Origin of the sequence: Novipirellula methanifontis, from assembly GCF_052161655.1 — a bacterium.
Classification (GTDB): domain Bacteria; phylum Planctomycetota; class Planctomycetia; order Pirellulales; family Pirellulaceae; genus Novipirellula.
In genome coordinates this window covers 1,805,404-1,826,746 of the sequence record NZ_CP197418.1, presented here as the reverse complement: position 1 = coordinate 1,826,746, position 21,343 = coordinate 1,805,404, and the positions used below count along the sequence as shown (strand labels likewise).

Annotated in this window: 15 protein-coding genes; 3 read left to right on the top strand and 12 right to left on the bottom strand. The window is 54.4% G+C overall.

Going from position 1 to position 21,343, the window contains the following annotated elements:
- Positions 1 to 87: 87 nt before the first annotated feature.
- The 8 genes from SH528x_RS06475 to SH528x_RS06440 all read right to left on the bottom strand — a co-directional run bounded on the left by SH528x_RS06475 (position 88) and on the right by SH528x_RS06440 (position 13,679).
- The gene (locus tag SH528x_RS06475; protein WP_442509706.1) at positions 88 to 1,395 is read right to left on the bottom strand and encodes an amidohydrolase family protein; all 1,308 of its coding nucleotides are present in this window, start codon (positions 1,393 to 1,395) and stop codon (positions 88 to 90) included.
- Positions 1,392 to 4,577, bottom strand: coding sequence for an amidohydrolase family protein (locus SH528x_RS06470; RefSeq protein WP_442509705.1), 3,186 nt, complete (start codon positions 4,575 to 4,577; stop codon positions 1,392 to 1,394). The genes SH528x_RS06475 and SH528x_RS06470 overlap by 4 nt, the downstream gene beginning before the upstream one ends.
- 177 nt (positions 4,578 to 4,754) lie before the next feature.
- A complete protein-coding gene (locus SH528x_RS06465; protein ID WP_442509704.1) occupies positions 4,755 to 6,251 on the bottom strand; it encodes a phospholipase D-like domain-containing protein in 1,497 nt (498 codons plus the stop codon).
- Between the two features lie 341 nt (positions 6,252 to 6,592).
- Complete coding sequence (dprA, locus tag SH528x_RS06460) at positions 6,593 to 7,855, bottom strand: DNA-processing protein DprA (protein ID WP_442509703.1); 1,263 nt, start codon at positions 7,853 to 7,855, stop codon at positions 6,593 to 6,595.
- A gap of 70 nt (positions 7,856 to 7,925) precedes the next feature.
- Positions 7,926 to 8,900, bottom strand: coding sequence for a DUF1559 family PulG-like putative transporter (locus SH528x_RS06455; protein ID WP_442509702.1), 975 nt, complete (start codon positions 8,898 to 8,900; stop codon positions 7,926 to 7,928).
- Positions 8,901 to 9,020: 120 nt separating this feature from the next.
- Positions 9,021 to 10,331 carry a TCR/Tet family MFS transporter gene (locus tag SH528x_RS06450; RefSeq protein WP_442509701.1) on the bottom strand — a complete coding sequence of 437 codons (1,311 nt, stop codon included), beginning with the start codon at positions 10,329 to 10,331 and terminating at the stop codon, positions 9,021 to 9,023.
- Positions 10,332 to 10,422: 91 nt separating this feature from the next.
- Positions 10,423 to 11,196, bottom strand: a complete 774-nt coding sequence (locus tag SH528x_RS06445) for a hydroxypyruvate isomerase family protein (RefSeq protein WP_442509700.1) — start codon at positions 11,194 to 11,196, stop codon at positions 10,423 to 10,425.
- A 257-nt stretch (positions 11,197 to 11,453) separates the two neighbouring features.
- Positions 11,454 to 13,679, bottom strand: a complete 2,226-nt coding sequence (locus SH528x_RS06440; RefSeq protein ID WP_442509699.1) for a protein kinase domain-containing protein — start codon at positions 13,677 to 13,679, stop codon at positions 11,454 to 11,456.
- A gap of 229 nt (positions 13,680 to 13,908) precedes the next feature.
- On the opposite strand from SH528x_RS06440, the gene SH528x_RS06435 reads away from it, so the two are divergent.
- Positions 13,909 to 14,055, top strand: a complete 147-nt coding sequence (locus SH528x_RS06435; protein ID WP_442509698.1) for a hypothetical protein — start codon at positions 13,909 to 13,911, stop codon at positions 14,053 to 14,055.
- Between the two features lie 107 nt (positions 14,056 to 14,162).
- Positions 14,163 to 16,091, top strand: coding sequence for a family 16 glycoside hydrolase (locus SH528x_RS06430; RefSeq protein WP_442509697.1), 1,929 nt, complete (start codon positions 14,163 to 14,165; stop codon positions 16,089 to 16,091).
- A gap of 224 nt (positions 16,092 to 16,315) precedes the next feature.
- Here the strand turns inward: SH528x_RS06430 and SH528x_RS06425 are convergent, their stop codons facing one another.
- From SH528x_RS06425 to rplU, 3 genes are all read right to left on the bottom strand, one after another.
- On the bottom strand, positions 16,316 to 16,972 hold the full coding sequence (locus SH528x_RS06425) for an FKBP-type peptidyl-prolyl cis-trans isomerase (protein ID WP_442509696.1): 657 nt from the start codon (positions 16,970 to 16,972) through the stop codon (positions 16,316 to 16,318).
- 200 nt (positions 16,973 to 17,172) lie between these two features.
- Complete coding sequence (locus tag SH528x_RS06420) at positions 17,173 to 18,201, bottom strand: serine/threonine protein kinase (RefSeq protein WP_442509695.1); 1,029 nt, start codon at positions 18,199 to 18,201, stop codon at positions 17,173 to 17,175.
- Positions 18,202 to 18,223: 22 nt separating this feature from the next.
- A complete protein-coding gene (rplU, locus tag SH528x_RS06415; protein ID WP_442509694.1) occupies positions 18,224 to 18,535 on the bottom strand; it encodes a 50S ribosomal protein L21 in 312 nt (103 codons plus the stop codon).
- Between the two features lie 447 nt (positions 18,536 to 18,982).
- Between rplU and SH528x_RS06410 the strand changes: the two genes are divergently transcribed.
- Positions 18,983 to 20,872, top strand: a complete 1,890-nt coding sequence (locus SH528x_RS06410; RefSeq protein WP_442509693.1) for a sulfatase-like hydrolase/transferase — start codon at positions 18,983 to 18,985, stop codon at positions 20,870 to 20,872.
- Between the two features lie 29 nt (positions 20,873 to 20,901).
- On the opposite strand, the gene SH528x_RS06405 is transcribed toward SH528x_RS06410, so the two are convergent.
- The gene (locus SH528x_RS06405) at positions 20,902 to 21,252 is read right to left on the bottom strand and encodes a hypothetical protein (RefSeq protein ID WP_442509692.1); all 351 of its coding nucleotides are present in this window, start codon (positions 21,250 to 21,252) and stop codon (positions 20,902 to 20,904) included.
- Positions 21,253 to 21,343 lie beyond the last annotated feature (91 nt).

Below are 21,343 nucleotides of genomic sequence, written 5' to 3'. Positions count from 1 at the left end.
AAAAATGCACAAACTCAGCAGTATTCGCAGTTTGGGAATAGTGACAGATATCACTCGCGGCGCATTGCGTTGCCTTCCCCGCCTACTCTAGCGACCGCGGTTGTATTTCTGGCGGTACTTGTCGAACAACATCGTATGCCGACTCGACAAGTCGACTTTGCGTCCTTGGATGTAAGCCTCGATCACATTGCTCTCGGTTTCCAAGATATCGCCGTCTGCGATGATCAACGTCGCGTCTTTGCCGGACGTTAACGAACCGACGCGGTCGCTGACACCCAAAATTTCCGCTGGCGACAGCGTGATGGCGCGAACGGCATCCTCACGCGCCAATCCGTAGGCAACCGAGCACCCAGCGTGGTACGGCAAGTTGCGAACGTTCGACGCGCCGCCTGGATAGCCAGGCCCCTCGCCGCCGATGGCATACTTCACGCCCGCCGCTTTCAACCGCTGCGGAAGTGTATAAGGATGGTCAAAAGGATCGTGCCGACGCAGCGGCAAACGAAGCGTTCCAGCAATGATCACGGGAACATCGTAACGCTTCAGCAACTCGGCGCAGTCCGCAGCGTCGTACCCGCCGTAAATCACCAGCTTCAATTTTCGACTTTGAGCGTACGCAACGGCGGATTCAATCGAGTCGCGACGATCCGCATGAACCATCAAAGGCAAACGACCGTCGATCACCGGCAACAGGGCCTCGAGTCGAATATCCTCGGTCACCGATCCCGCTTCTCGCTGCTTGGCATAACGGCCGGCTCGATCAAACCACTGGTCCAGTTCCTCTAACTTCTGATCACGCTTTTTGGCTTCCGCCTTGGGATCGGCGTCGCTGACTTGGGTCGCCCCCCAAGAAACGCACATCGCGCTGGGCGCGGACAAGCTCATCTCGCTGGCGGTCCAACCATCCAATTGCATCACAGCGGATTGCCCCTGAAAGAACCGTCCGCCGGGAGCGACATGAGCCAATAACACTCCGCTGGCCCGCGCCACCGGGATCAGCTCGCTGTCGGGATTCACCGAGACCCACGAGCGAACGTTGGGATTCTTCTCGCCTCGCTCTGCATGATCCACGGTGACATCGACCGCAGTGATCTCGCGTAGCCCCAGATCGGTCATCGCATCGAACAACCCTGGATAGACATGCTTTCCAGCGGCCTCGATGACCCGCGTTCCCTTTTCCGCTTGGACGTTCGTGCCGAGTGCAACGATCCGTCCTTCGTCGAACAAGAGATCGCCCTCGTCGATCACATCGCCGTCGACCGGATGCAGCGTTGCGCCGCGGATCAGGATCGGTCGCGATTGCTCAATCCCAGGAATCTGGTCATTGGCTGGCAACTCGCGTCCGCCCGCCAAGCTCAACAACACAACGAAGCAACTTGTGATTTGCAAAATTCTCATTGTACACCTCCGGCGTTTCGCCCTGCGTTACAGAACACGTCGATTCGTGTCCAACGATCCTCTTCTTCGACTTTGTCTTCCTTTTCTTTTGCTTTTTCCTGCTTCGGTTCCTGCAACGCGATTTGAATGATCCGCGAACGAAGCTCGCGATCGCGTTGTCTCAGCTCGCGATCTTGATCGACATCAAAGTAACGACGACCATCGATCCAAGTCTGCTCGCAGCGTGACGTGGTCGACAGCGGACGCCCGCTCCAGACAACCAGGTCGGCATCTTTTCCAACCTCGATTGAACCAACACGGTCCTCGATACGAAGCTGTTTCGCAGGATTCAAAGTCACAAACTTTAATGCCTCCTGCTCTGGCACGCCGCCATACTTGGTGGCCTTGGCGGCTTCGGTGTTCAAGTGGCGTCCGAGTTCAGGATCGTCGCTGTTGTACGAGACCACGATACCGGCATCGTGCATCAATACGCCGTTGTAGGGGACCGCGTCATAAACTTCGAACTTGTACGCCCACCAATCGGCAAACGTGGACGCCATCGCGCCATGCTTGGCAATCCGGTCGGCAACCTTGTAGCCCTCGAGGATATGCTGCAGCGTTCCGATACGGATGTTAAACTCTTCGAGCACATCAAGCGTGGCGACAATCTCGTCTTGCCGATAACTGTGGCAATGGATCCAACGATCGCCTCGTTGAATTTCGACAAGGGCATCGAGTTGCAAATCACGTCGAGGGGGCAATTGATCGCGGACGCCGTTATTCCAAGCGGTGTTGGCGGCTTCGTATTGCCGAGCGGCTAGAAATTGATCTCGCAAAATTTGTTCGACGCCCATCCGCGTATTGGGGTAACGCGAAGAGACGCGTTTAACATTCTCCCCCAAGGCAAACTTAATTCCTAACGGAGCATCGGCAAATTTCAACTCTTGCATTGTCCCGCCCCAACGCAATTTGATCACTTGGCTTTGTCCGCCGATCGGATTCGCTGAACCGTGCAGCACATTGGCGGCGGTCACACCGCCTGCCAATTGCCGGTAGATCGTGATGTCAGTGTTATCGATAAAATCTTCGATACGCACCTCGGACGTTACCGCCTGGCCCGATTCGTTGATGCCGCCATCGGTCGCCATGTGTGAGTGGCAATCGATCATCCCCGGGGTGATGTGTTTCCCTTTGGCGTCGATCTGCACACAGTTTTTAGGAACTGCGAGTTTTTGCCCGACTTCGGCAATCACGCCGTTTCGCACCAACACGTCACAGGGACTTATGATCCCTTTGTCGCCACAGGTCCACACCGTCGCCCCGCGAAACATCACCAATGGCGGCTGCTCGGGCTTTTCACTGCGTCCAAACGCTCCGAGCGGATAGACCAATTCGATCGGGTCGGATGTGGACGCGAGCTCTTGTTTTTCCTTCGGCGACTCCGTTTTCTTCGCGGGTTCCTTGGACAATTCCTTGGTGTCCTGCTTCGTTTCCTCGATGTGTTTTAGCGTCAATTTTTCAGACTGACCGCTTGGGGAGAGAATCGTGGCCATCAAGCGAGGCGATCCCTGGTCATTTTCGTTTACTGTCAGCACGGTCAACTGCCACACTCCTTGATCAAACCGATCCGATAACGAACGGAGTTTGACCGAGGCCGAGACGCGATCTCGTTGCCGAATCAACTTTTCAAGCTTGGCTTTTTTGTCACTCTTCTTTTTTGCCAAACGGAAATAGCCCGAGAGAGACTTTTCATTTTTCTCAAACACCACCTCTGCCTTGACGTTCTTGTCATTCATCACCAGTGTTGTGGCCCATTTGCCCAGCAAGGCATCGTCGACCGCAGCATTGTCCTCGCCGATTTTGTACTGAGTTCCGGCAACCCAGGTTTCGAGCACTTTGGTGGACTCGTCCAGCAGATCGCCATCGGTGATCACCAAATTGGCAAGCATCCCGGTTTTGATTTCACCTACGCGATCTTCAACCCCCAGAATCTTTGCCGGAGTGGTTGTGATCGCGGCCAAGGCAACATCACGAGGCAGTCCTCGATCAACAGCCACACGAATTTGCTTCAGAAAGGTTCCCGGATCCTCTAGCCCATCGGTGGTCAAGGCAAATTGGATTCCAGCGGCGTCTAAGCGTTTGGGGTTTTCAGGAGCAAAGTACCAATGCATCCAATCGCTGAGTGTCGAATCGTTGATCGAAGCAAGCGTCTCGGTCGCCAGCACTTTGGGAAAATCGACGGGCAGCAGAAACGTCCGCCCGGTCGCAGCAATCTCGTCCAAACCGCGGTACTCGCGTCCCGAACCACGCAATAAGATATCGAGCGAGAATTCATCAGCGATCGCTTCGGCACGAATCGCCATTCGTTCGTTGTCCGCGTCGAACAGGAAACGTCCCTCGGTAATCTCATTGGACAATCGCTCGAGTGCCAGCGACGGTTCGGGGCGATTCAAATTCGTATTCCGCTCGTAAACCCGATTGGCATCGCGATACCAAACCGCGTCATACAACGCTTGCCGCAGCAGTGCAGTGGCCCCCATCGGTGAATTGGGATAGCTGTCACGTTTCTTTCCACGCGGCACAGTCAACGTGGCATGCTGGAGAACATCAGCTTTGAGTAACCGCTGCGGATGATCGGCGTCCGTCAGCAGTACCACACAACTGCGGCCTTTCACAATGCCGCCACTCGGAGCGAGCAGTTGCGTGGTGATTCCTTGGCTGCGACGTTTGCCGTCGTCCGCCTGTTTGTCACCACTCACCCAAGCGGAATGGTACTCCGGCGTTATATTTCGGTTCCAATACCCCTTTCCCTTGACCACAGGGGTCTCAGGAAGATCCACCTCGTGAAATGCATCAATGAAGCCCGCGTAAATCCGCTTGCCCGAGACATCCACTCGCTTGGCACCCGCGGGAACGTCCAATTCGCTCCCCACACGGACGATTGCTGTGCCCTCAATCAGCAGTGACATGACCTTTGGCGTCGCACCGGGATGGGTGACAACTTCTGCCCCCACAAGCAGCGTCGGCGAGGGGTCGGCTTGACGCAATTGGTCAATCGGAAGCGTGGTGGTGGCTCGCAGACCATCCCCCCCTTGAGCCAATAACAAAGGGGCGTTTGCAAATCCGCAAATCAGTAACGCGACAAAGCAAATGCCAGGCAGTGCTTGCCGCGGAGAGTTTTTCTTCAGAAACGTGGAGATCATCTGCACCGCTTTCAAGACGCACAGCAGGAAACAAAGAAAGAGCCGACAGGGGACTCGCGTCAATGTTAGTCGCTGAACAGAAAATCACCAGGGAGTTGGCAAACATCCCCCGAAACACGTCCCTTCGCCACACCTCAGCATACGGCAAGCGGCAGGAAGCGATCCGTAACCGACGCTTTAAAGTTCCGAACCAAAGATCCGAGCGACGGTACTAAAGAAACGGCGGCGGAGCGAGTCAGGCTCCTTGCGATCATCACACTGAGATGCCAACGCGGAGTACCAATCTGCGAACTGCTTGAGGATGCGAGGATCATGAATCGCCAACAGCACTTCGTAGTTGAGGAAAAAACTACGCATGTCAAAGTTCGCAGAGCCGATGAACGCGACCTCATCATCAACCAGTACCGCTTTGGTATGCACGACGCCATCGTGGTACCGTAGCACACGGGCGCCCGCATCATGCAAATCGCGACTGTATTCGAATCGAGCGTAGTCAGCCGGCATCATATCGCTCTCGTTGGGAAACATGATCTGCACATCGATATCGCGTCGACACGCCATTTCGAGCGATCGCATCGCGATGGACGAAGGGATGAAGTAGGGGGTCACGATCCACACCCGCTTCGTTGCTCGCTGAATTGCCGTGATCAACAAATCTTCCATGACTTCGCCCGGCCCATCAGGCCCAATCGGAATTACTTGGACACGGCTCTCACAGTCTTGTTCGGATTTCGCGGATACGGATTCGACATTTTCCGATTCGCCGTTATCCGATTCGCCGTTATCCGATTCGCATTGTTTCGATTCGCATTGCTTCGATTCGAAACAGCCATGGCAGGGATTCTCTTCTTGCAAGTTCGCTTCGTCGAGCGAGTGATCCCGATTGACGAACCGCCAATCGGATTGAAACACCGCTTCGATTTGACAGGCGGCGGGACCTGTAATCGCCACACAAAGATCGACCCAAGTATCATCATCGGGGTTCTCGGTGATTTCGTATTGCACCAAGTTGGCACCCCCGACAAGTGCCCGTTTCCCGTCGGCGATCACCAGTTTTCGATGATTCCGAAAATTCAAATAGGCAAACCGAGACAAGCGGGTGACGGGCTTGAACGTCATCGCTTCGCCACCCGCATCTCGTACCGTTTGCAGCATGTCATCGGGCATCAACACCGCCCCTACACCATCGACCAACAATTTCACATCGACGCCGTCTCGGGCTTTTGCCGCCAGTTTGTCAATGATTTTATGACCGAGATCATCGTCCGCCATAATGAAGCTAAGGACGTGCAGTGATTCTGTTGCCGAGTCGATCAACTCAAATAGATGCTTGTACATTTCTTCGGGCTTGGCCACCAACTGGACACAATTGCCGGGCGTCGAGGGAGCCAGCCCACGACGGATGCCAATGCTCGACAAACCACATCGGTCGTGCACTTCGACGCTCGGACAGGGCGGCATTTGCACGATGCCACGCAATGCGTGCTCGGCTGATATCTTCTTACCTGCGAAAATTAGAAAGAGCGGAAAGCCAAGGGGAGGACAGAGCAGGATGATCACGATCCAACCAAACCGTCCGACGTGCTTTCGCTCGTCATGACGCATCACGGTCATGGCGACCAGCATTAACAAGGCACCAATAACCGATCCGACATACCAGCCAACGTAGACCATCTTGTTCCCATTTGCATTTGTTCTTGCTGCAACCTATCTGCGAGGTCAAGAATAAAGGAGCAAAGGGCATGCCGTTGAGCAGGCGGCAAAATCACCTGAAAAAAGACACTTTTCGGTGAACGTCAGCACTGGTTCGTAGGCTCCTGCCTGGGAACCCAATGAATTGCAGGCTCCCGCCTGCCGAGCGAGAAAAGACGAGGCGGGAGCCTCGAAAGCCGTGCGTTCCCAGGCAGGAGCCTGGGAACAAGCGTTTTTTTGGTGACGTTCAGCGAGAAGTGCCCGGAAATTCGCGGCAAGATTCTCCCACTGCGAACGTCACTCGTCTAACCACGCCGCCGCGACTAAATACGCGAGACGTATTGCCCGCTTAAACGTCGGATCAGCGATCGCATTTCAAGCACGCTGATCGTAGCCATCACGCGGTGCGCTGGAAGTTCGGTTTTAACAATCACTTCATCAATCGGCGTACTCGATTCACCCACAGCCTCTAGCACCGCTCGCTCGAGTTCATTGAGCAGCAAATCCGCCCCATTGCGAATCGATTGACCATCCCCCGCATCGATGGGATTACACATCGGTCCAATCCCCTCAAGCACATCCTCGATCGTTTGCACCAACTTTGCACCATCACGAATCAGTTGATTACAGCCGCGCGACATTCGACTGGTCACCGGACCAGGCAGCGCTAACACTTCTCGATTCAACTCACACGCCAAGCGGGCGGTGATCAGCGCACCGCTGCGATCGGGCGCCTCGATCACCAATGTGGCAAGTGACAAACCGGCGATCAAACGGTTTCGCTGAGGAAACATCCCTGCGTGGGGTTTGGCGTGGGGTGGATACTCACTGATCACCGCCCCATCGGCTGCGATCGACTTTGCGAGTCCCTTGTGCTCGCTCGGATAAATCTCGCCCAGTCCGCTGCCCAAAACCGCAATGGTTCGGCCACCTCCGTTCAGCGCCCCTTCATGTGCGGCCGAATCGATCCCGCGGGCCATCCCGCTGACCACCGTGATCCCAGCTCGCGCCATCGCATAACCAAACCGCTCGGCTTGTTTTAATCCATACGTCGTCGCGTGACGTGTGCCCACGATCGCCACCGCAAGTTCATCCGAGGCCAGCAGATCGCCACTGACAAACAAGATTGGCGGCGCGTCGGGAAGATCAAAAAGCGATTTCGGATAATCCTCGTCCTCGGATGAGACGATCGCCACATCGTGCTCAGCACACCACTGGATGATCGCATCCACATCAATATGATGCGATGCGGTTCGGATCACGTGCACCAATTTAGCGCCGACTCCATGGACTGTCGCCAACTGGGCATCGGAGGCCTTCAAAACGTCTTCGGCAGAACCAAACCGATCAAGCAACCCCGTCAAAATCCGTGGGCCCACGCCAGGCAACATCGAAAGCCGCAGCATCTGTATTGTTTCGGCACAAACGACACGTGGTTGCCGGACAACGTCGTCGGGCACGCTTTGGTCGAACGTCCCTGACAACAATCCGTCGTCCTGGATTTCGAGATCATCGACTCGCATTTCACTCTCGAGCGGCTCACCGCCTCTCGCGTCATCCGCATTCAGTGTGGGTTCGAACTCCATCCGCACGCTCCTCAATCCGATTTGCGACGTCTCAATCCGATTTGCGGCGTCTTGTTTTGATCGCCCACGATTAAAAATCGGTGACGATCTCATGTCCTTGATACGTAATCAGCGAAGCATAGACCTCTGCATCGATCTGTTCCGAAACAAAGTGGGTGCTGCCATCAGCAAGATTGATTTGCAGTCCACCGACGTGAAATGAATACGCTTCGTTGTTGTTGGTCTTGTTGATCACATAGGGTCCTGAACAACTCAGCCCATCCGCTGCAAAGCCGTGCATGGGGATATAGTTGCCTGGGTTAGCCCAACCGCCAAGCGAAGCTCGCGAGTTGGTGACATTCACGTTGCCACAGCCATTGTTATTAGTCGCGGGTCCGAGCCGCCCCATGACAAAATATTGGGGTCGCCCCGCACACTCGACTAACAACATCGTGTTGGAGAGCCCGTCCAACACGTCTCGAAATCGAGTGACTCGTGATCCATGGAACAGACCGCGGCGATTGACTCGCGGTTTGACAAAACCTGCATCAACGATGTTTTTGGTTATCTCGCCATGGGGAACGTAATCGGTCGTTGCGGTGTCGATTCCCGAACCGAGTCGATCGGGCTCGTGGTTATCCGGAGCGGAGGGACACAAATAGGTTTCCACGTGAGTGGCGATCGCGTCTTTGTTGCGGACGTTGTTCCAATTGACGCCAAAGTCGTAACTTTCAAAAAGGGCCGTTTGCTCGACAAAGGGCAATAACGACGCGGCCCAGGTATGGCTGCGAGGACTCGGTTGACTTTTGCGAGGCAATTGCTTGTAGAGAGAATGGTAGTTGTGCGACGCCAATCCGATTTGACGCAGATTATTGGAACAACTCATTCGCCGCGCCGCTTCTCGGGCGGCTTGCACCGCAGGCAACAACAGCCCCACGAGCACGCCGATAATCGCGATCACAACCAGCAGTTCAACGAGGGTGAACCCGCTGCGAACCCGCCAGCGACGCGAAGGCCTCGGGACCGACCAAACGAAGCTTCCGCAAACTGAGCCTGTCGAGCGCACGTGTCATCCCCCGTGTCTGCGACAGAAAACGAGAAGAAAAGAGTCCACAGGAGATCTGCCGCCCATCACCCGCGAAGCGTCAAGTATAAGGCGATCAGACGGGCAAAGTCGAGCAACAAATCAACTTGCGTCGTAATTCGACTCGGTTACGACCGATTCGGTCCTTGGAAAGCGGTAAAAGACTTGAATTGCGACGATCAGCGAAATGGCAATTAACACCGCTCCAGCCAAAAACGGGGCTCCTGGGATTTCCGCCGGAGCGGACTCGCCAGTGAAATAATTGAACAATCCCGCGGTGAAAAAGATGGGGGCGATCACGTTTGTCAAACTGACCAACGACGTCAGTGCGCCTTGCACTTTGCCTTGATCCGAATCGCTTACCGTTCCCGAAATCAAACTTTGAATCGCCGGCCCCGCCAATCCACCGAGTGAACCGAATACGATCAAACAGGGAATCATCCACGCCTGGTTGGCCAATCCGTAACCCGCAAACGCCACCGCTGAAATAAACGTCCCAAACAGCACTGCGTTGCGTTCGCCATAACGCTTGATAAAGGGACGCACCAAACCACCTTGCACGACAATCGCGGTAATGCCGACTAAGCCAAGTGCCTTGCCATTGGCCGCCGCGTCCCAATCGAATTGATATCCGGTGTACAGCACCCACACGTTTTCCAAGCCGCGTTGTGCAAGCGACTTGCACAAAAAGACGACCGTCAATCCGACCACAAATGGGTACACCTTTAATTGGTTCAACGTGCGGAATGGATTGCCATGGGAAAGTTGAAACTCGCTGCGACGTTCCTTCGGAAGCGACTCAGGCAAAACGAAGTAGCCATACAACCAATTCACCAGCGCAAGTGCCGCAGCCAAGAAAAACGGCCAGCGCAAATTGTAGCTCCCGAGCAACCCACCCAGCGCTGGCCCGATCGTGAATCCGAGTCCGAACATCATCCCCACCAAGCCAAAGTTTCGAGCCCGATTAGCATCGGTCGAGATGTCCGCGATATAGGCGTTCGCCGTCGTGATACTAGCGCCCATCACCCCGGCCAGCAAACGGCCAACAAACAACCACCAAATATTCGGGGCGAAGCCTTGAATCAGAAAATCAACTCCGAGCCCAAACAGCGACACCAGCAAAATCGGTCGACGACCAAAGCGGTCCGAGAGTGCCCCAAGAATCGGTGCGAACAGAAACTGCATCAACGCGTATGACGCACCGATCACGCCGACATAAAAGCTGGCGCCGGATTCTTCGACCCCGATCAATTCCTGAATCAACTCAGGCAAAACGGGAATCACAATCCCAATGCCCAGAATGTCGACAAAAAGGGTCAGCAGTATAAACGCAATCGCCGCCTTGCGTTTCTGACGCGGCAGCGGCGAGGTGGAATCATCCGAATCGGGCAAATCGTTTTTCAAGTCGCTCAATGAAGTCTCTAGGTTTGCAGAGGCTTAATGTATGCCCCTTGAATTCGTTCAATAAGATTGGCGAAGTGTCGACGCCGTGCGTAATGGACTATTAGGAAGTCGTGAACCAACGAGCGACCTGACGAAGCCCTTCGCTTGGATCGTGCTTGGGCCAATACTCGAGCCCCACGTAACCGTCGTAATTGCTTGACTGAATCGCGGCGAAAATTTGCTCGTAATTCAATTCGCCCAAAGTCAACTCATGACGCCCCGGGTTTCCTGCGGCATGAAAGTGCCCAATCTTGTCCATGTTCTGCATCAGATTGTGGATGACGTGTCCCTCACTGATCTGTTGGTGATAAATGTCAAACACGACTTTCACACGCGGGCTGTTGACCGCATCGATAATTCCAAACGCCTCGTCACTGCGAACAAGATAGTACCCGACATGATCGACCAATTCGTTCAGCGGCTCGATCACGAGCGTGACGCCGGACGCTTCGAGCATCGGCGCGGCTTCCTTTAATCCATCAATCAGCGATTGGTGTTGTTCTTGACGCGAAACGCCGGGGCAAAAGTCGCCGACCTGTGAAATCAAAATAGGACAATCGAGCTGTTTGGCGGCCGCGATCGATTCTTGGAGTCCAGCCAAGTATTCGCTGCGTTTTTCAGGATCGACCAACGAAACAAACTTGGTGCAACATGCCGAAATCGACATACCATTCGCGTCGCGGTGCTGGATCAGTTCGTCGAGATTTTTCTCCCACCAGCACCAGAATTCGAACGCTTTGATTCCTGCATCCGCCACGGCCTTGACCGCGTCACCGAGCGGCATGTTCTCGAAAACGGCGTCAATACAAACGGAGGGTTTCAGTTGGTTTGGCATAGGATCGCGTTTACCTAGTTTCGCTGCGGGTTCGATTCGCTGCGGGATCGGATGGGAAATGAACCAAAATGTGTCACACGTGCGACTCACGTGACCCGCCCAATAACGCCAAAGGCCGCAGTAGCAACGTAGCGATTGGCCCCATTTGATTCATCTTGCAACGTGACAACCCGCATTTCAGAACGGATTATCGACGGGCAGGTGATTCCGCAGAGTCTACACGAATGCGGACAGGAAGCACGAGGGTGCACAGCCCGCTAGGGGGTGGGGAGTTCGAGCACCAATTTTGGCGCCTCGGCCGGATCTCGCTCGCGAGCTGAAAATGCCAGCAAGCTGTTGTCGGCTCGTCCGCCGGCAAGAATCAGCGTCACAGAGCGGCTCTTGGCACTTCGCAAAAACTCGGTCAACACTTCGCCGCCGATTGTAATTTGACGATCCTCGCCATTGTCCTTCTCGGTCAAAACCGCTTCGGCCAAAAGGGGCAAGGAATCCAAACCGTGTTTCGAATACGAATTATTCCAGGTCAATGCGAACCGACCTGATTCCTGCCATCGTTCAGCCGCAGGCGTATCGACTCCATACAATCGCAACGCTGAATCGGAAGGCAGTTCGTCGCCCACCAGCGTCAGAACCAACTTTGTGTCTTGGATCTTAGCTCGTTCTTTGCCAATCACACCAAGATCAAAACGCATATACGCATGCTCGAGCTCTGCGTTGTTCCGCGTTTGTATTGCCATCGCTTGGTTGGTCCCCATCGGATCGCCACCTCCTGCGCCGCGTCGAACCGACGAGTCGGCTCCGATGCCATCGGCAGAGCTGATCGCAACCGTTTTAACCGGGATCGAGGACGCCGGAGGATTTGCGGTCGCATCACTCGCCGGCTGCAGATTTTTCATCGAATCATAATCAGGCGGTAGATCCGATGACGCCGGCGCATTTGAAACTAGATCTGCATTGGATTTCACAGCCGCAACGTCAACCATCGATGGTTTAGGTTTGTCTGGCTTAGGATTGCTCGATTTTTCTGGCTTCGAATCCTCAGAGGCCTTTGCATCGTTTCGATTTTTATTGTTTTGGTTCTTGCGATTACCGCCCCCTTTCTTGGGTTTGTCTGCAGGCGGATCTTTTTTGGCTGCAGCATTGGCACTTGGGTTCGCGGGCGGTTTCGCTGGTTGACTGACTTGGTTACGTTTCGGCGTTTCACTATTTGCACTGTTGACAGACGGCGTTTCCGCAATCGTGGTCGGACCACTTGTCCCACCGCCGACAAACGCAAAAATCGCAACGACGATCAATAACAAGGCCAGCACACCAATTGCGATAAAGGGTGCATACTGCTTCCAATCGATTGCAGACGCAGGAGTCTTGCTGGCGACCGGTCGTTGTGCCGGCGCACTCATCGGCCCTCTCGGCGCCGGAGCAGCCAAAGGACCGGGCATCGCAGCCGGCGCAACCGGCATGGATGGAAACGCAAACGGATCAGGAACGTCTTCTGCCACGACTTCGATTGAGCTATCGCCGAAGATGTCATCGCTTTGTTTCTTGCCGACGACTTCACTTAATCCGAGCTGCAATTTGTTGATCGCGAGAGCCACTTCGGATTTTGCATGACACTCAACCTCGATCCGCTGCAGTTCTTCCTCGAGATGACGTGCCGAAGAAGGACGTTCACGTGCTTCCTTGGCTAACAATCGCTGCACCAATTCAGCAAGCGGAGCCGGGATCTCAGGATTCAATTCACGAATTGGCTTCGGTTTGTGCGACAGAATCGCGACCAATTGCCCTGAGACGGACGACGAAGCCAACGGCAATCGCCCAGTACACAACTCGTACAAAACGACTCCGAGACTGTACAAATCGCTTCGATCATCCAGCGGATCCGTACGAGCCTGTTCCGGCGACAAATACCCCGGAGTCCCGATCACCGACCCTGTTCCTGCAAGCCGATCCACCGGAGTCTGGGCAAGGGCCAGCCCGAAGTCGAGGATCTTGATTCGATCGTTTCCTTCTTCGATCCAAATATTCGCTGGCTTGATATCGCGATGGACGATCTCTTTCGCATGCGCCGCAGCGAGCCCACGAGCGATCTGCTTGGCAAAGTCGAGGATTTTCTCGAAGCCCAACTGCGTTTTTTTCAAATTCAACGCTTCGAGCGTCTGCCCTTTAAGCAATTCCATTGCCATAAAAGGAGTCCCGCTGCGCTCACCGACCTCGAAGATCACGACCACATTGTCGTGATGGACCGCCGCCATCGCGCGAGCCTCTTCGACAAATCGAGTCCGGCTGTTGGGAGTCGCCGCGATCTTTTTGTTCATCACCTTCAAGGCGACGGTTCGCTTTAGACGCGTGTCCTCGGCACGAAATACATACCCCATCCCCCCCTTACCCAACTCACTGATGACTCGATACGAACCGAGCATCCCGAGATCATCGGGCTGAGATGCAGGTGCGAGGAAATCGTAGACTTGTTGAGTCGTTTTCATAGGTTCGCGGTAGGAACGATAAGTTTCATGCATCCATCCGGGCGGGATAGTTTAACACGCAAAACGGCAATTGTGTGCAGGGATACACAACCCCCAGTCTAATACGGCACAAATCATTTGCTTTGCCAAAGCGAGGTTGCGTGAAAAGTTTGCAATGCGGTCGATTTCGAGGCCCAAACCACCCCAAGCCCATTGAATAGTTTACACACAAGTGCAGGAAGCAAACCGCATGCCGCAGAATGATCGGGCCGCCAGCGGCCAAGCCGACCCAAAATGTCATCGCGGCGGGCATTCGGTATGTTGTCTGCGAGGACTAGCCGAACAATACTGTGAAACCGCACCCTGTGAGGTGCGAGCACGCCAGGACGCATTTTGACATCCTCCTATGCTTCCACACTCCCTCCGTCCTTTGCGTTTCTACGCGCGTGACCTGGAAACTCTAGCTGACCCTCGATCCATCATCCTCCAGCCCCAAGAATACTCATGAAAAAGCGGCTTACCTTCACCATCGCCAGCGTCTGCTTGGCATGGATTCCGTGCGGCAATCTACTCGCGGACGCCCCCGCTTCCGCCAACTCCGACACGGCCAATCAATTGACCGAGTCCGAGAAACGAAGTGGTTGGGAACTACTATTTGACGGTTCAAGTACCGACGGATGGCGAAATTACAAACGCGACGACGTCTCGGATGGCTGGAAAGTCGAAGACGGAGCCTTGATTCGCCATGGCAAGGGCGCAGGCGATTTGATCACCAAGGAAAAATTTGAATCGTTTGAACTGTCACTGCAATACAAGATCAGCAAAGCAGGCAACAGCGGGCTGATGTTCCATGTCGTCGAAGGCGACGGCCCTCCGTACCACAGCGGCCCCGAAATCCAGATCCAAGACAACAAGGACGGCCATGACCCGCAAAAGGCTGGCTGGCTGTACCAGCTGTACAAACCAGGCTCGGCGCCAGGCGAAGACACACCGTTTGACGCCACCCGCCCGGTCGGTCAGTGGAACGAACTGTACTTGCGTATCGCAGATAACCAATGCTCCGTCTGCATGAACGGCGTGCGATATTTCAACTTCAAACTTGGTGACAAGACTTGGAAGGAACGCGTCGCAGCGAGCAAGTTTGCCAATTGGGAGGGCTTCGGTGAGGCCGGCGAAGGCTTCATCTGCCTACAGGATCACGGAAACGAAGTCGCATTCCGCAATATCAAACTCCGCCGGCTCGACGGAAACGAGCCGGTCAAGCAACCGATCGACGGCACACTGGGAATGAAAGGCGTGTTGGCGTTTCCGAATCTGCAGTGGGATCAATGGGAAGCCGTCGATGACGCAGGCCAAGTTCGCCAATTGCGATTGATCGAACTGACCTATGCCAAAGACATGCCCAACCAACTGTATGCGATTTCACAGCGTGGCATGATCTGGTCGTTCGAAAACAAACCCGACGTGACCAAGTCGCAACTCGTGCTCGATTTGAGTGACAAAGTTTACGACTGGAAAAATCGTGGTGCGAACGAACAGGGACTGCTCGGGCTCGCATTGCACCCTCAGTTCAAAACGAACAAACAGTTCTATGTCTACTACTCGGTAGCCGACACAGAGAAGTCATCTCTGTCTCGCTTCACGATGTCCAAGGACAATCCAAATCAAGCGGATCCAGATTCCGAAGTGGTGTTGATGGAGATCGATCAACCCTTCCAAAATCACAACGGCGGCAGTATCGAATTTGGCCCCGATGGCTATTTGTACGTGGGACTTGGTGACGGAGGGCTTCGCAACGATCCCTACGATGCCGGCCAGGACCTCAGCAAAATCCTCGGGAAAATCCTGCGAATCGATGTCGATCACAAAGCAAACGGCAAACCGTACGCAATCCCCGCAGACAATCCATTTGTGAAGACCGAGGGTGCGCGACCGGAAATCTATGCCTTCGGACTTCGTAATCCTTGGCGAATTGGCTTCGATCCCGCGTCGGGCCGACTGTGGTGCGGCGATGTTGGCCAAGAATTGTGGGAAGAAGTCGACGTGATCACCAAAGGCGGAAACTACGGCTGGAGCAACCGCGAAGGCACTCATCCATTTGGAAATCGTCCAGTACCGGAGGGAGTCAGCGATCCCATCGACCCCGTCTGGGAATACGACCACGAAATCGGCAAATCGATTACGGGCGGCCGAGTCTACCGCAGCGATCGCAACGCAGACCTAGCGGGCAAGTACATCTATGCTGACTACGTGACCGGCAGCGTTTGGGCTCTGTCATACGATCCGGAAACAGGCAAAGCGACTCGCAACGAGCAAGTCGTCCCCGACAGCATCCCCGTGCTGGCGTTCGGGCAAGACGCAGCTGGCGAAGTCTATTACCTGACCAACAGCGTCCGCGGCGAATGCATCTACCGCTTCGACGCAGCGAAGTAGGCGCGACCATTTAGCCCCGTGCCCGCGCCGAGGGGATCGGCCTGAGATGCCCAGGATGCAAAGCAAATAGCCTAACGTAGTGGATCTTGCTAGAGATCCTGCATGCGGGATCTTTAGCAAGATCCACTACGAAGAGGCCTATGCTACGAAAAAAAAGCCGAGTCGCTTGACTCGGCTTTTTCTTTGTTTGCACGTTTGCCCATCACAGAAGAGGGCTGCTGCGACTACAGAATGTCTAACAATTCGACTTCAAAGACGAGCACTTCGTTGGGGCCAATCGCTCCCTGGCTGCCACGTTCGCCGTAGGCCAAATCCGAAGGAATGTAGAGCATCCACTTCGAGCCAACCTTCATTTGCTGGAGCGCCATTTGCCAGCCTTGGATTACTTGGCCGACCATGAATTCGGCGGGGGTACCGCGAGCGACCGAACTGTCGAACACGGTGCCGTCAATCAGCTTGCCAGTGTAGTGAACCTTCACTTTGTCCGATGCCGTGGGCGAGGCGCCTTTGCCTTCTTCGATCACTGAATACTGAACGCCACCTTCAAGAGTTTTCACTCCCTCTTTCTTTGCGTTCTGATCAAGCCACAGCTTGCCCTTTTCTTTGTTTCGCAGCATCGCTTCTTCTTGACGCTTGCGAAGCATGCCTTCCATCTTGCCTTGCACTTCACGCAATTGGTCATCGCCCATCGCGGGATCGTTACTAGCCAAACCGTCTTTCAGGCCTGCGATCAGCGTTTCGAAATTCATGTCCTCGGCCTGGAAGCCTTGGTTGCTCATTTGCTGCCCCAAGGAAACACCCAAGAAATAGCCGATCTCGTCAACTTGTTTCTCGTATTTGCGTGGTGCATCTTCTGTTTTGGCGGCGTCATCTTGTGCCATCGTCGAACTCGTCATTAGTGAAAGAGAGACGAGAACCAACCCGCCAAACTGTAAAAAGGATTTTGTTGAAGTCATTAGGTGGGACATCGGTAGGGGTTCCTGGATTGATAGAAAGATCATCGGCCTGCATTTATACAAAAGCAATTCGACTTGTGTTACCACGTGTACGAGAGTTTCGCAGCGAAACGGCAAAGCCTGTATCACGCTGAAATAGCGATTGCGGCAATTACCATGCCGCCAATCACAGCGGCCACAAGAGCCAAGCGGCCCCAGCTGACCTCGGGGTTGGTTGCCCGATTCAGCCGGTCGCTGATTTGCTGTTCGAGGATTTGACGGCCCTTCTCGGTGACAGATTCCGCCGCAACATCCTTGCCGAGATGTTCGGGGATCAATTCGGCGTGCAGATCGTACTTTTCGCCCAACTGCAGCATCACTCCCTGGACGAACCGAGCATTAAAAGGGCGATTGTCGGGCAATTTTTGCAGCAGCTGGTCGATGATCTCATCAAGCTCAGGCGGACATTCGGGAAGCAGACTGCGGACACGCGGCGGTTTGGCGTGCAGGTGCTGCTCGAACAATTGGGCAAAATTCTCACCCAAAAACGGCTTCCGCCCCGTCAGCATCTCAAACAAGCAGCAGCCAAGGGCGTACAGGTCGGTTTTACCCGAGATCATCACATCCCCAGTAATCTGCTCGGGCGACATATAGGCGTGCGTACCGACAGTCAGACCGGTGGTCGTAATGTCGTTGTCATGCAAATCGCGGGCGATTCCAAAATCACCTAATTTGACGATCGCCGACTTGGTCAAAAAGAGATTGCCAGGCTTCAAATCGCGATGAATGACACCGTGATTGTGCGCACACTGCAGGGCGGAACAGATTTGCCGGGCGACATCGACCACGACTTGCCAAACAAGCCGTCCTCGAGCCTCGAGCAACTCACCCACGGTACCTCCCCCGACCAGCTCCATGACGTAATAGAGCTGTCCGTCGTCGGCTTCGCCTCCACCATAGGAGGCGATGATATTGGGGTGCCGCAATCGCTCGAGTATCGTGACTTCACGGCGAAAGCGAGCTCGGATTAGCTTGTCACGGCTGACACCGGGGTGCAATTTTTTGATTGCAACCCGCGCACCAGTCTCTTTTTCCGTCGCCTCATAGATCGTACCGACGGTGCCGACACCCAAAATGGTCCCAAGCACGTAATCGGAGATTTGAGGAGATGGCACGTCGATCTCAGCTAAACCGTGCTTAGACAGCGATTTTTTCGATCTTTACACGGGTGTGCAATTGACGATGTCCCGTACGACGCTTGCTGTGCTTGCGACGACGAAACTTCTGGATATAGATCTTCTTGTCTTTCTTAGGGCCGATCACCGATGCGGTAACCGAGGCACCATCCAAAGTGGGCGAACCAAGCTTCAAACCGTCATCAGCGCTAACCGCGAGGACTTTTTCGAAGGTAATTTCGGAACCTTGGGAAAGATCGCGGAAGTCAATGTCAACTTCCATGCCAGGTTCGACGCGGTATTGGCGGCCACCATCTACAACGATAGCGTACATTTATGCACTCTCAAGTGAATTCAGGCGTAAGGGCGGTTTGTCGAGCGGCGTAGTCTATCGATCGATCCTCGCCACGTACAGGCCTGTGTCATGCTCGGAACCACTATTTTTCCACCGACATGCCACAGAGAGTGTATTTGGGCGGGTCATGCAACCTAATCACAAGGATAGACCACCGCCGATTCGAGTCGTGCGTCCTCGAATCCCCCACTTTTGACCTTGCTTAGCTTGCCCGGCGTCTTGCTTAGCTTGCCCTGCGGATGGCGCAGCACTGCCAAAGGCATCCATTTTACTGGCAAAACCCCGTCACAACGCCGGGGCCTTGGGTTACGATATCCACTGCTTAACGTGAACGAATCCCCCGTAATCACCATTTACGCTGAGCACAAATCCCCCACCGGTTTACCGCACAGGCCGCCGGCCCTCCCGCTAAGGAACTGAAAATCCATGTTGACCCTTTGGACACCGCTTCGATCGATGGCCTTCCTGCGACTTGTCGCCGTGATTCTCGTCTTGGCCGGGTCATGGACGGCCACCCGAGCTGCCATCGCCGCCGATCGCCCAAACTTTGTTTGGATTATGTCCGAGGATAACTCGTCACATTACCTGAAACATTTTGATCCCGACGGGGCACCCGCTCCGAATATCGAAGCCTTGGCGAAACAAGGGATCACGTTTGACCGTGCTTTTTCGTGTGCCCCGGTTTGCTCCGTCGCTCGCACGACGCTGATTACATCCTGCTACGCACCACGGATCGGCACCCAATTTCACCGTCGCTCGAAATTGGCGGCGATGCCAGAGGGACTGATGATGTTCCCTGCCTACCTGCATGAAGCAGGCTACTACACGACCAACAACAGCAAAGAAGATTACAACGCGGAACGATCGAGCAGCACATGGAACGAATCATCGAATAAAGCGAGCTGGAAAAAACGTCCCGACAAATCGATGCCGTTTTTCCATGTGGTGACATCCGCCTTGTCGCACGAAGGCCGACTTCATTTTCCCGAAAAGGCGATGGCCGAAGCGCCCGAGACGGACCCAACGACGGTCAAACTGCAACCGTATTTCCCCGACACGAAAACTTTCCGCTACACCCGAGCCAGCTATCACGATCGCATGTTGGCGATTGACAAGGTCGTAGGCAACGTGGTCGATGAGCTGCGATCTGCCGGTGAACTTGAAAACACGTTCATCTTTTACTTTGGTGATCACGGTGGCGTTCTGCCACGATCCAAAGGCTACACCTACGAAGCAGGACTACACGTTCCTCTCGTCGTTCGCATCCCTGAGCGATGGAAAGATCTAGTTTCGCGAGATGCGGGAACTCGCACCAATGGTTTTGTTGAATTTGTTGATTTTGGCCCCACGGTTTTGAACCTCGCTGGAATCGTTGTCCCCAGCGGTGTGGATGGCAAGCCATTCCTAGGAAAAGGAATCGACGATGCCGAAGTCGACGCTCGCAACGAGGCCTTCGGTTATGCCGATCGCTTTGATGAAAAATATGACCTGGTTCGCACCTTGCGAATTGGCAACATTAAATACATGCGTCACTTTGAACCGTTTTATCCCGATGGGCTACAGAACAATTACCGCTACAAGATGCTTGCCTACGAAGAGTGGCGGCGTTTGTTTGGCGAAGGAAAACTTAACGAAGTACAAAGCCAATTCTTTCGCCCCAAGGCGGCCGAAGCCCTTTATGACTTAGAAAAAGATCCGCACGAAACCCACAATTTGGCGGGCGACCCGGATGCGCAGACGACACTGAAAAAGATGCGAGCTCGGCTAGACCAGCGGCTCAAATCGATGCCAGACCTGAGTTTCATTCCCGAAGCGGTGCTGTTCGAAACGGCAATGAGCAATCCGACAGCGTTTGGACAACAGCACAAGGCACGCATCGCAAAGTTGATCGACACGGCCAATCTGGCGTTATTGTCATTCGCTGAGGCCGAAGACAAACTGCGCGAAGCGATTTCGGATGATGATCCGTGGGTTCGCTACTGGGGTTTGATTGCAGCATCAAGCATCGGACCGAGTGCAGAACCATTGGCGAGCGTTGCCAATGACCATTTGTCCGATCCAGAACCGCTTGTCGCTCTGCGTGCGATCGAACTCCTCGCATTGGTGACGGACAAAGACGTCCGGCCTCAGCTCTACCAAACGCTAGGGCGTGCACGCAACTTCCCCGAGCTGTTGCAAGTCCTTAACACAGCAGCCTACTTGAACGATTTCTTTGGCGATCGATTGACGCTCGATGTGGACAAAGTGAAATCAAGCATCAAGCTTGACAAGAAGGGTGAGATCAAAGATCGGCTGGACTATTTCTCGGCGAAGTGATCGCCTTGTGAGCCGACGCCACTAATCACTCACCAAAATTTCCACCACGGCTTCTTTGGAGGCGGTGGGGTGGCACGCATTCCTAACACTCCAAACTCTTCAACGTCACCCGATCGCACCTGAGCACCTTTGATCATCGATAACTCGATCAACTTGGTTAGCAGCGGCATCGTCGATTCGCTTTTGCGGACGTGCAACTTGCATTTGAATTGTTTGGACGCTGCCATCATGGCCGAGACCGCTTCGCGTGGTCCGGGGGTTTTGCCGAAGTCGGTAATCACAAAAGTGCTGGATCCCTTCATTTGGCCGTGCACCTCCGCGAACTTAAACTGCCCCTTTTTGCCGTCGAGTTCATCCCAACCGTGATAGTCGTTCTGCATACTGACTCTCCAAGAGCTGAGCCTGCCGAACCCCTTGCAAACGAATCCCCAGAAAAGTGCTGCCAAGAAAATCGGCAAGGAAAAGTGGTGG

Excerpts from the sequence above, each read along its gene's own strand:
- rplU (WP_442509694.1), bottom strand. The coding sequence starts at position 18,535 with ATGTACGCTATCGTTGTAGATGGTGGCCGCCAATACCGCGTCGAACCT.
- dprA (WP_442509703.1), bottom strand. The coding sequence starts at position 7,855 with ATGGAGTTCGAACCCACACTGAATGCGGATGACGCGAGAGGCGGTGAG.
- SH528x_RS06465 (WP_442509704.1), bottom strand. The coding sequence starts at position 6,251 with ATGGTCTACGTTGGCTGGTATGTCGGATCGGTTATTGGTGCCTTGTTA.
- SH528x_RS06435 (WP_442509698.1), top strand. The coding sequence starts at position 13,909 with ATGCCGCAGAATGATCGGGCCGCCAGCGGCCAAGCCGACCCAAAATGT.
- SH528x_RS06425 (WP_442509696.1), bottom strand. The coding sequence starts at position 16,972 with ATGGCACAAGATGACGCCGCCAAAACAGAAGATGCACCACGCAAATAC.
- SH528x_RS06475 (WP_442509706.1), bottom strand. The coding sequence starts at position 1,395 with ATGAGAATTTTGCAAATCACAAGTTGCTTCGTTGTGTTGTTGAGCTTG.
- SH528x_RS06445 (WP_442509700.1), bottom strand. The coding sequence starts at position 11,196 with ATGCCAAACCAACTGAAACCCTCCGTTTGTATTGACGCCGTTTTCGAG.
- SH528x_RS06430 (WP_442509697.1), top strand. The coding sequence starts at position 14,163 with ATGAAAAAGCGGCTTACCTTCACCATCGCCAGCGTCTGCTTGGCATGG.
- SH528x_RS06440 (WP_442509699.1), bottom strand. The coding sequence starts at position 13,679 with ATGAAAACGACTCAACAAGTCTACGATTTCCTCGCACCTGCATCTCAG.
- SH528x_RS06405 (WP_442509692.1), bottom strand. The coding sequence starts at position 21,252 with ATGCAGAACGACTATCACGGTTGGGATGAACTCGACGGCAAAAAGGGG.
- SH528x_RS06410 (WP_442509693.1), top strand. The coding sequence starts at position 18,983 with ATGTTGACCCTTTGGACACCGCTTCGATCGATGGCCTTCCTGCGACTT.
- SH528x_RS06470 (WP_442509705.1), bottom strand. The coding sequence starts at position 4,577 with ATGATCTCCACGTTTCTGAAGAAAAACTCTCCGCGGCAAGCACTGCCT.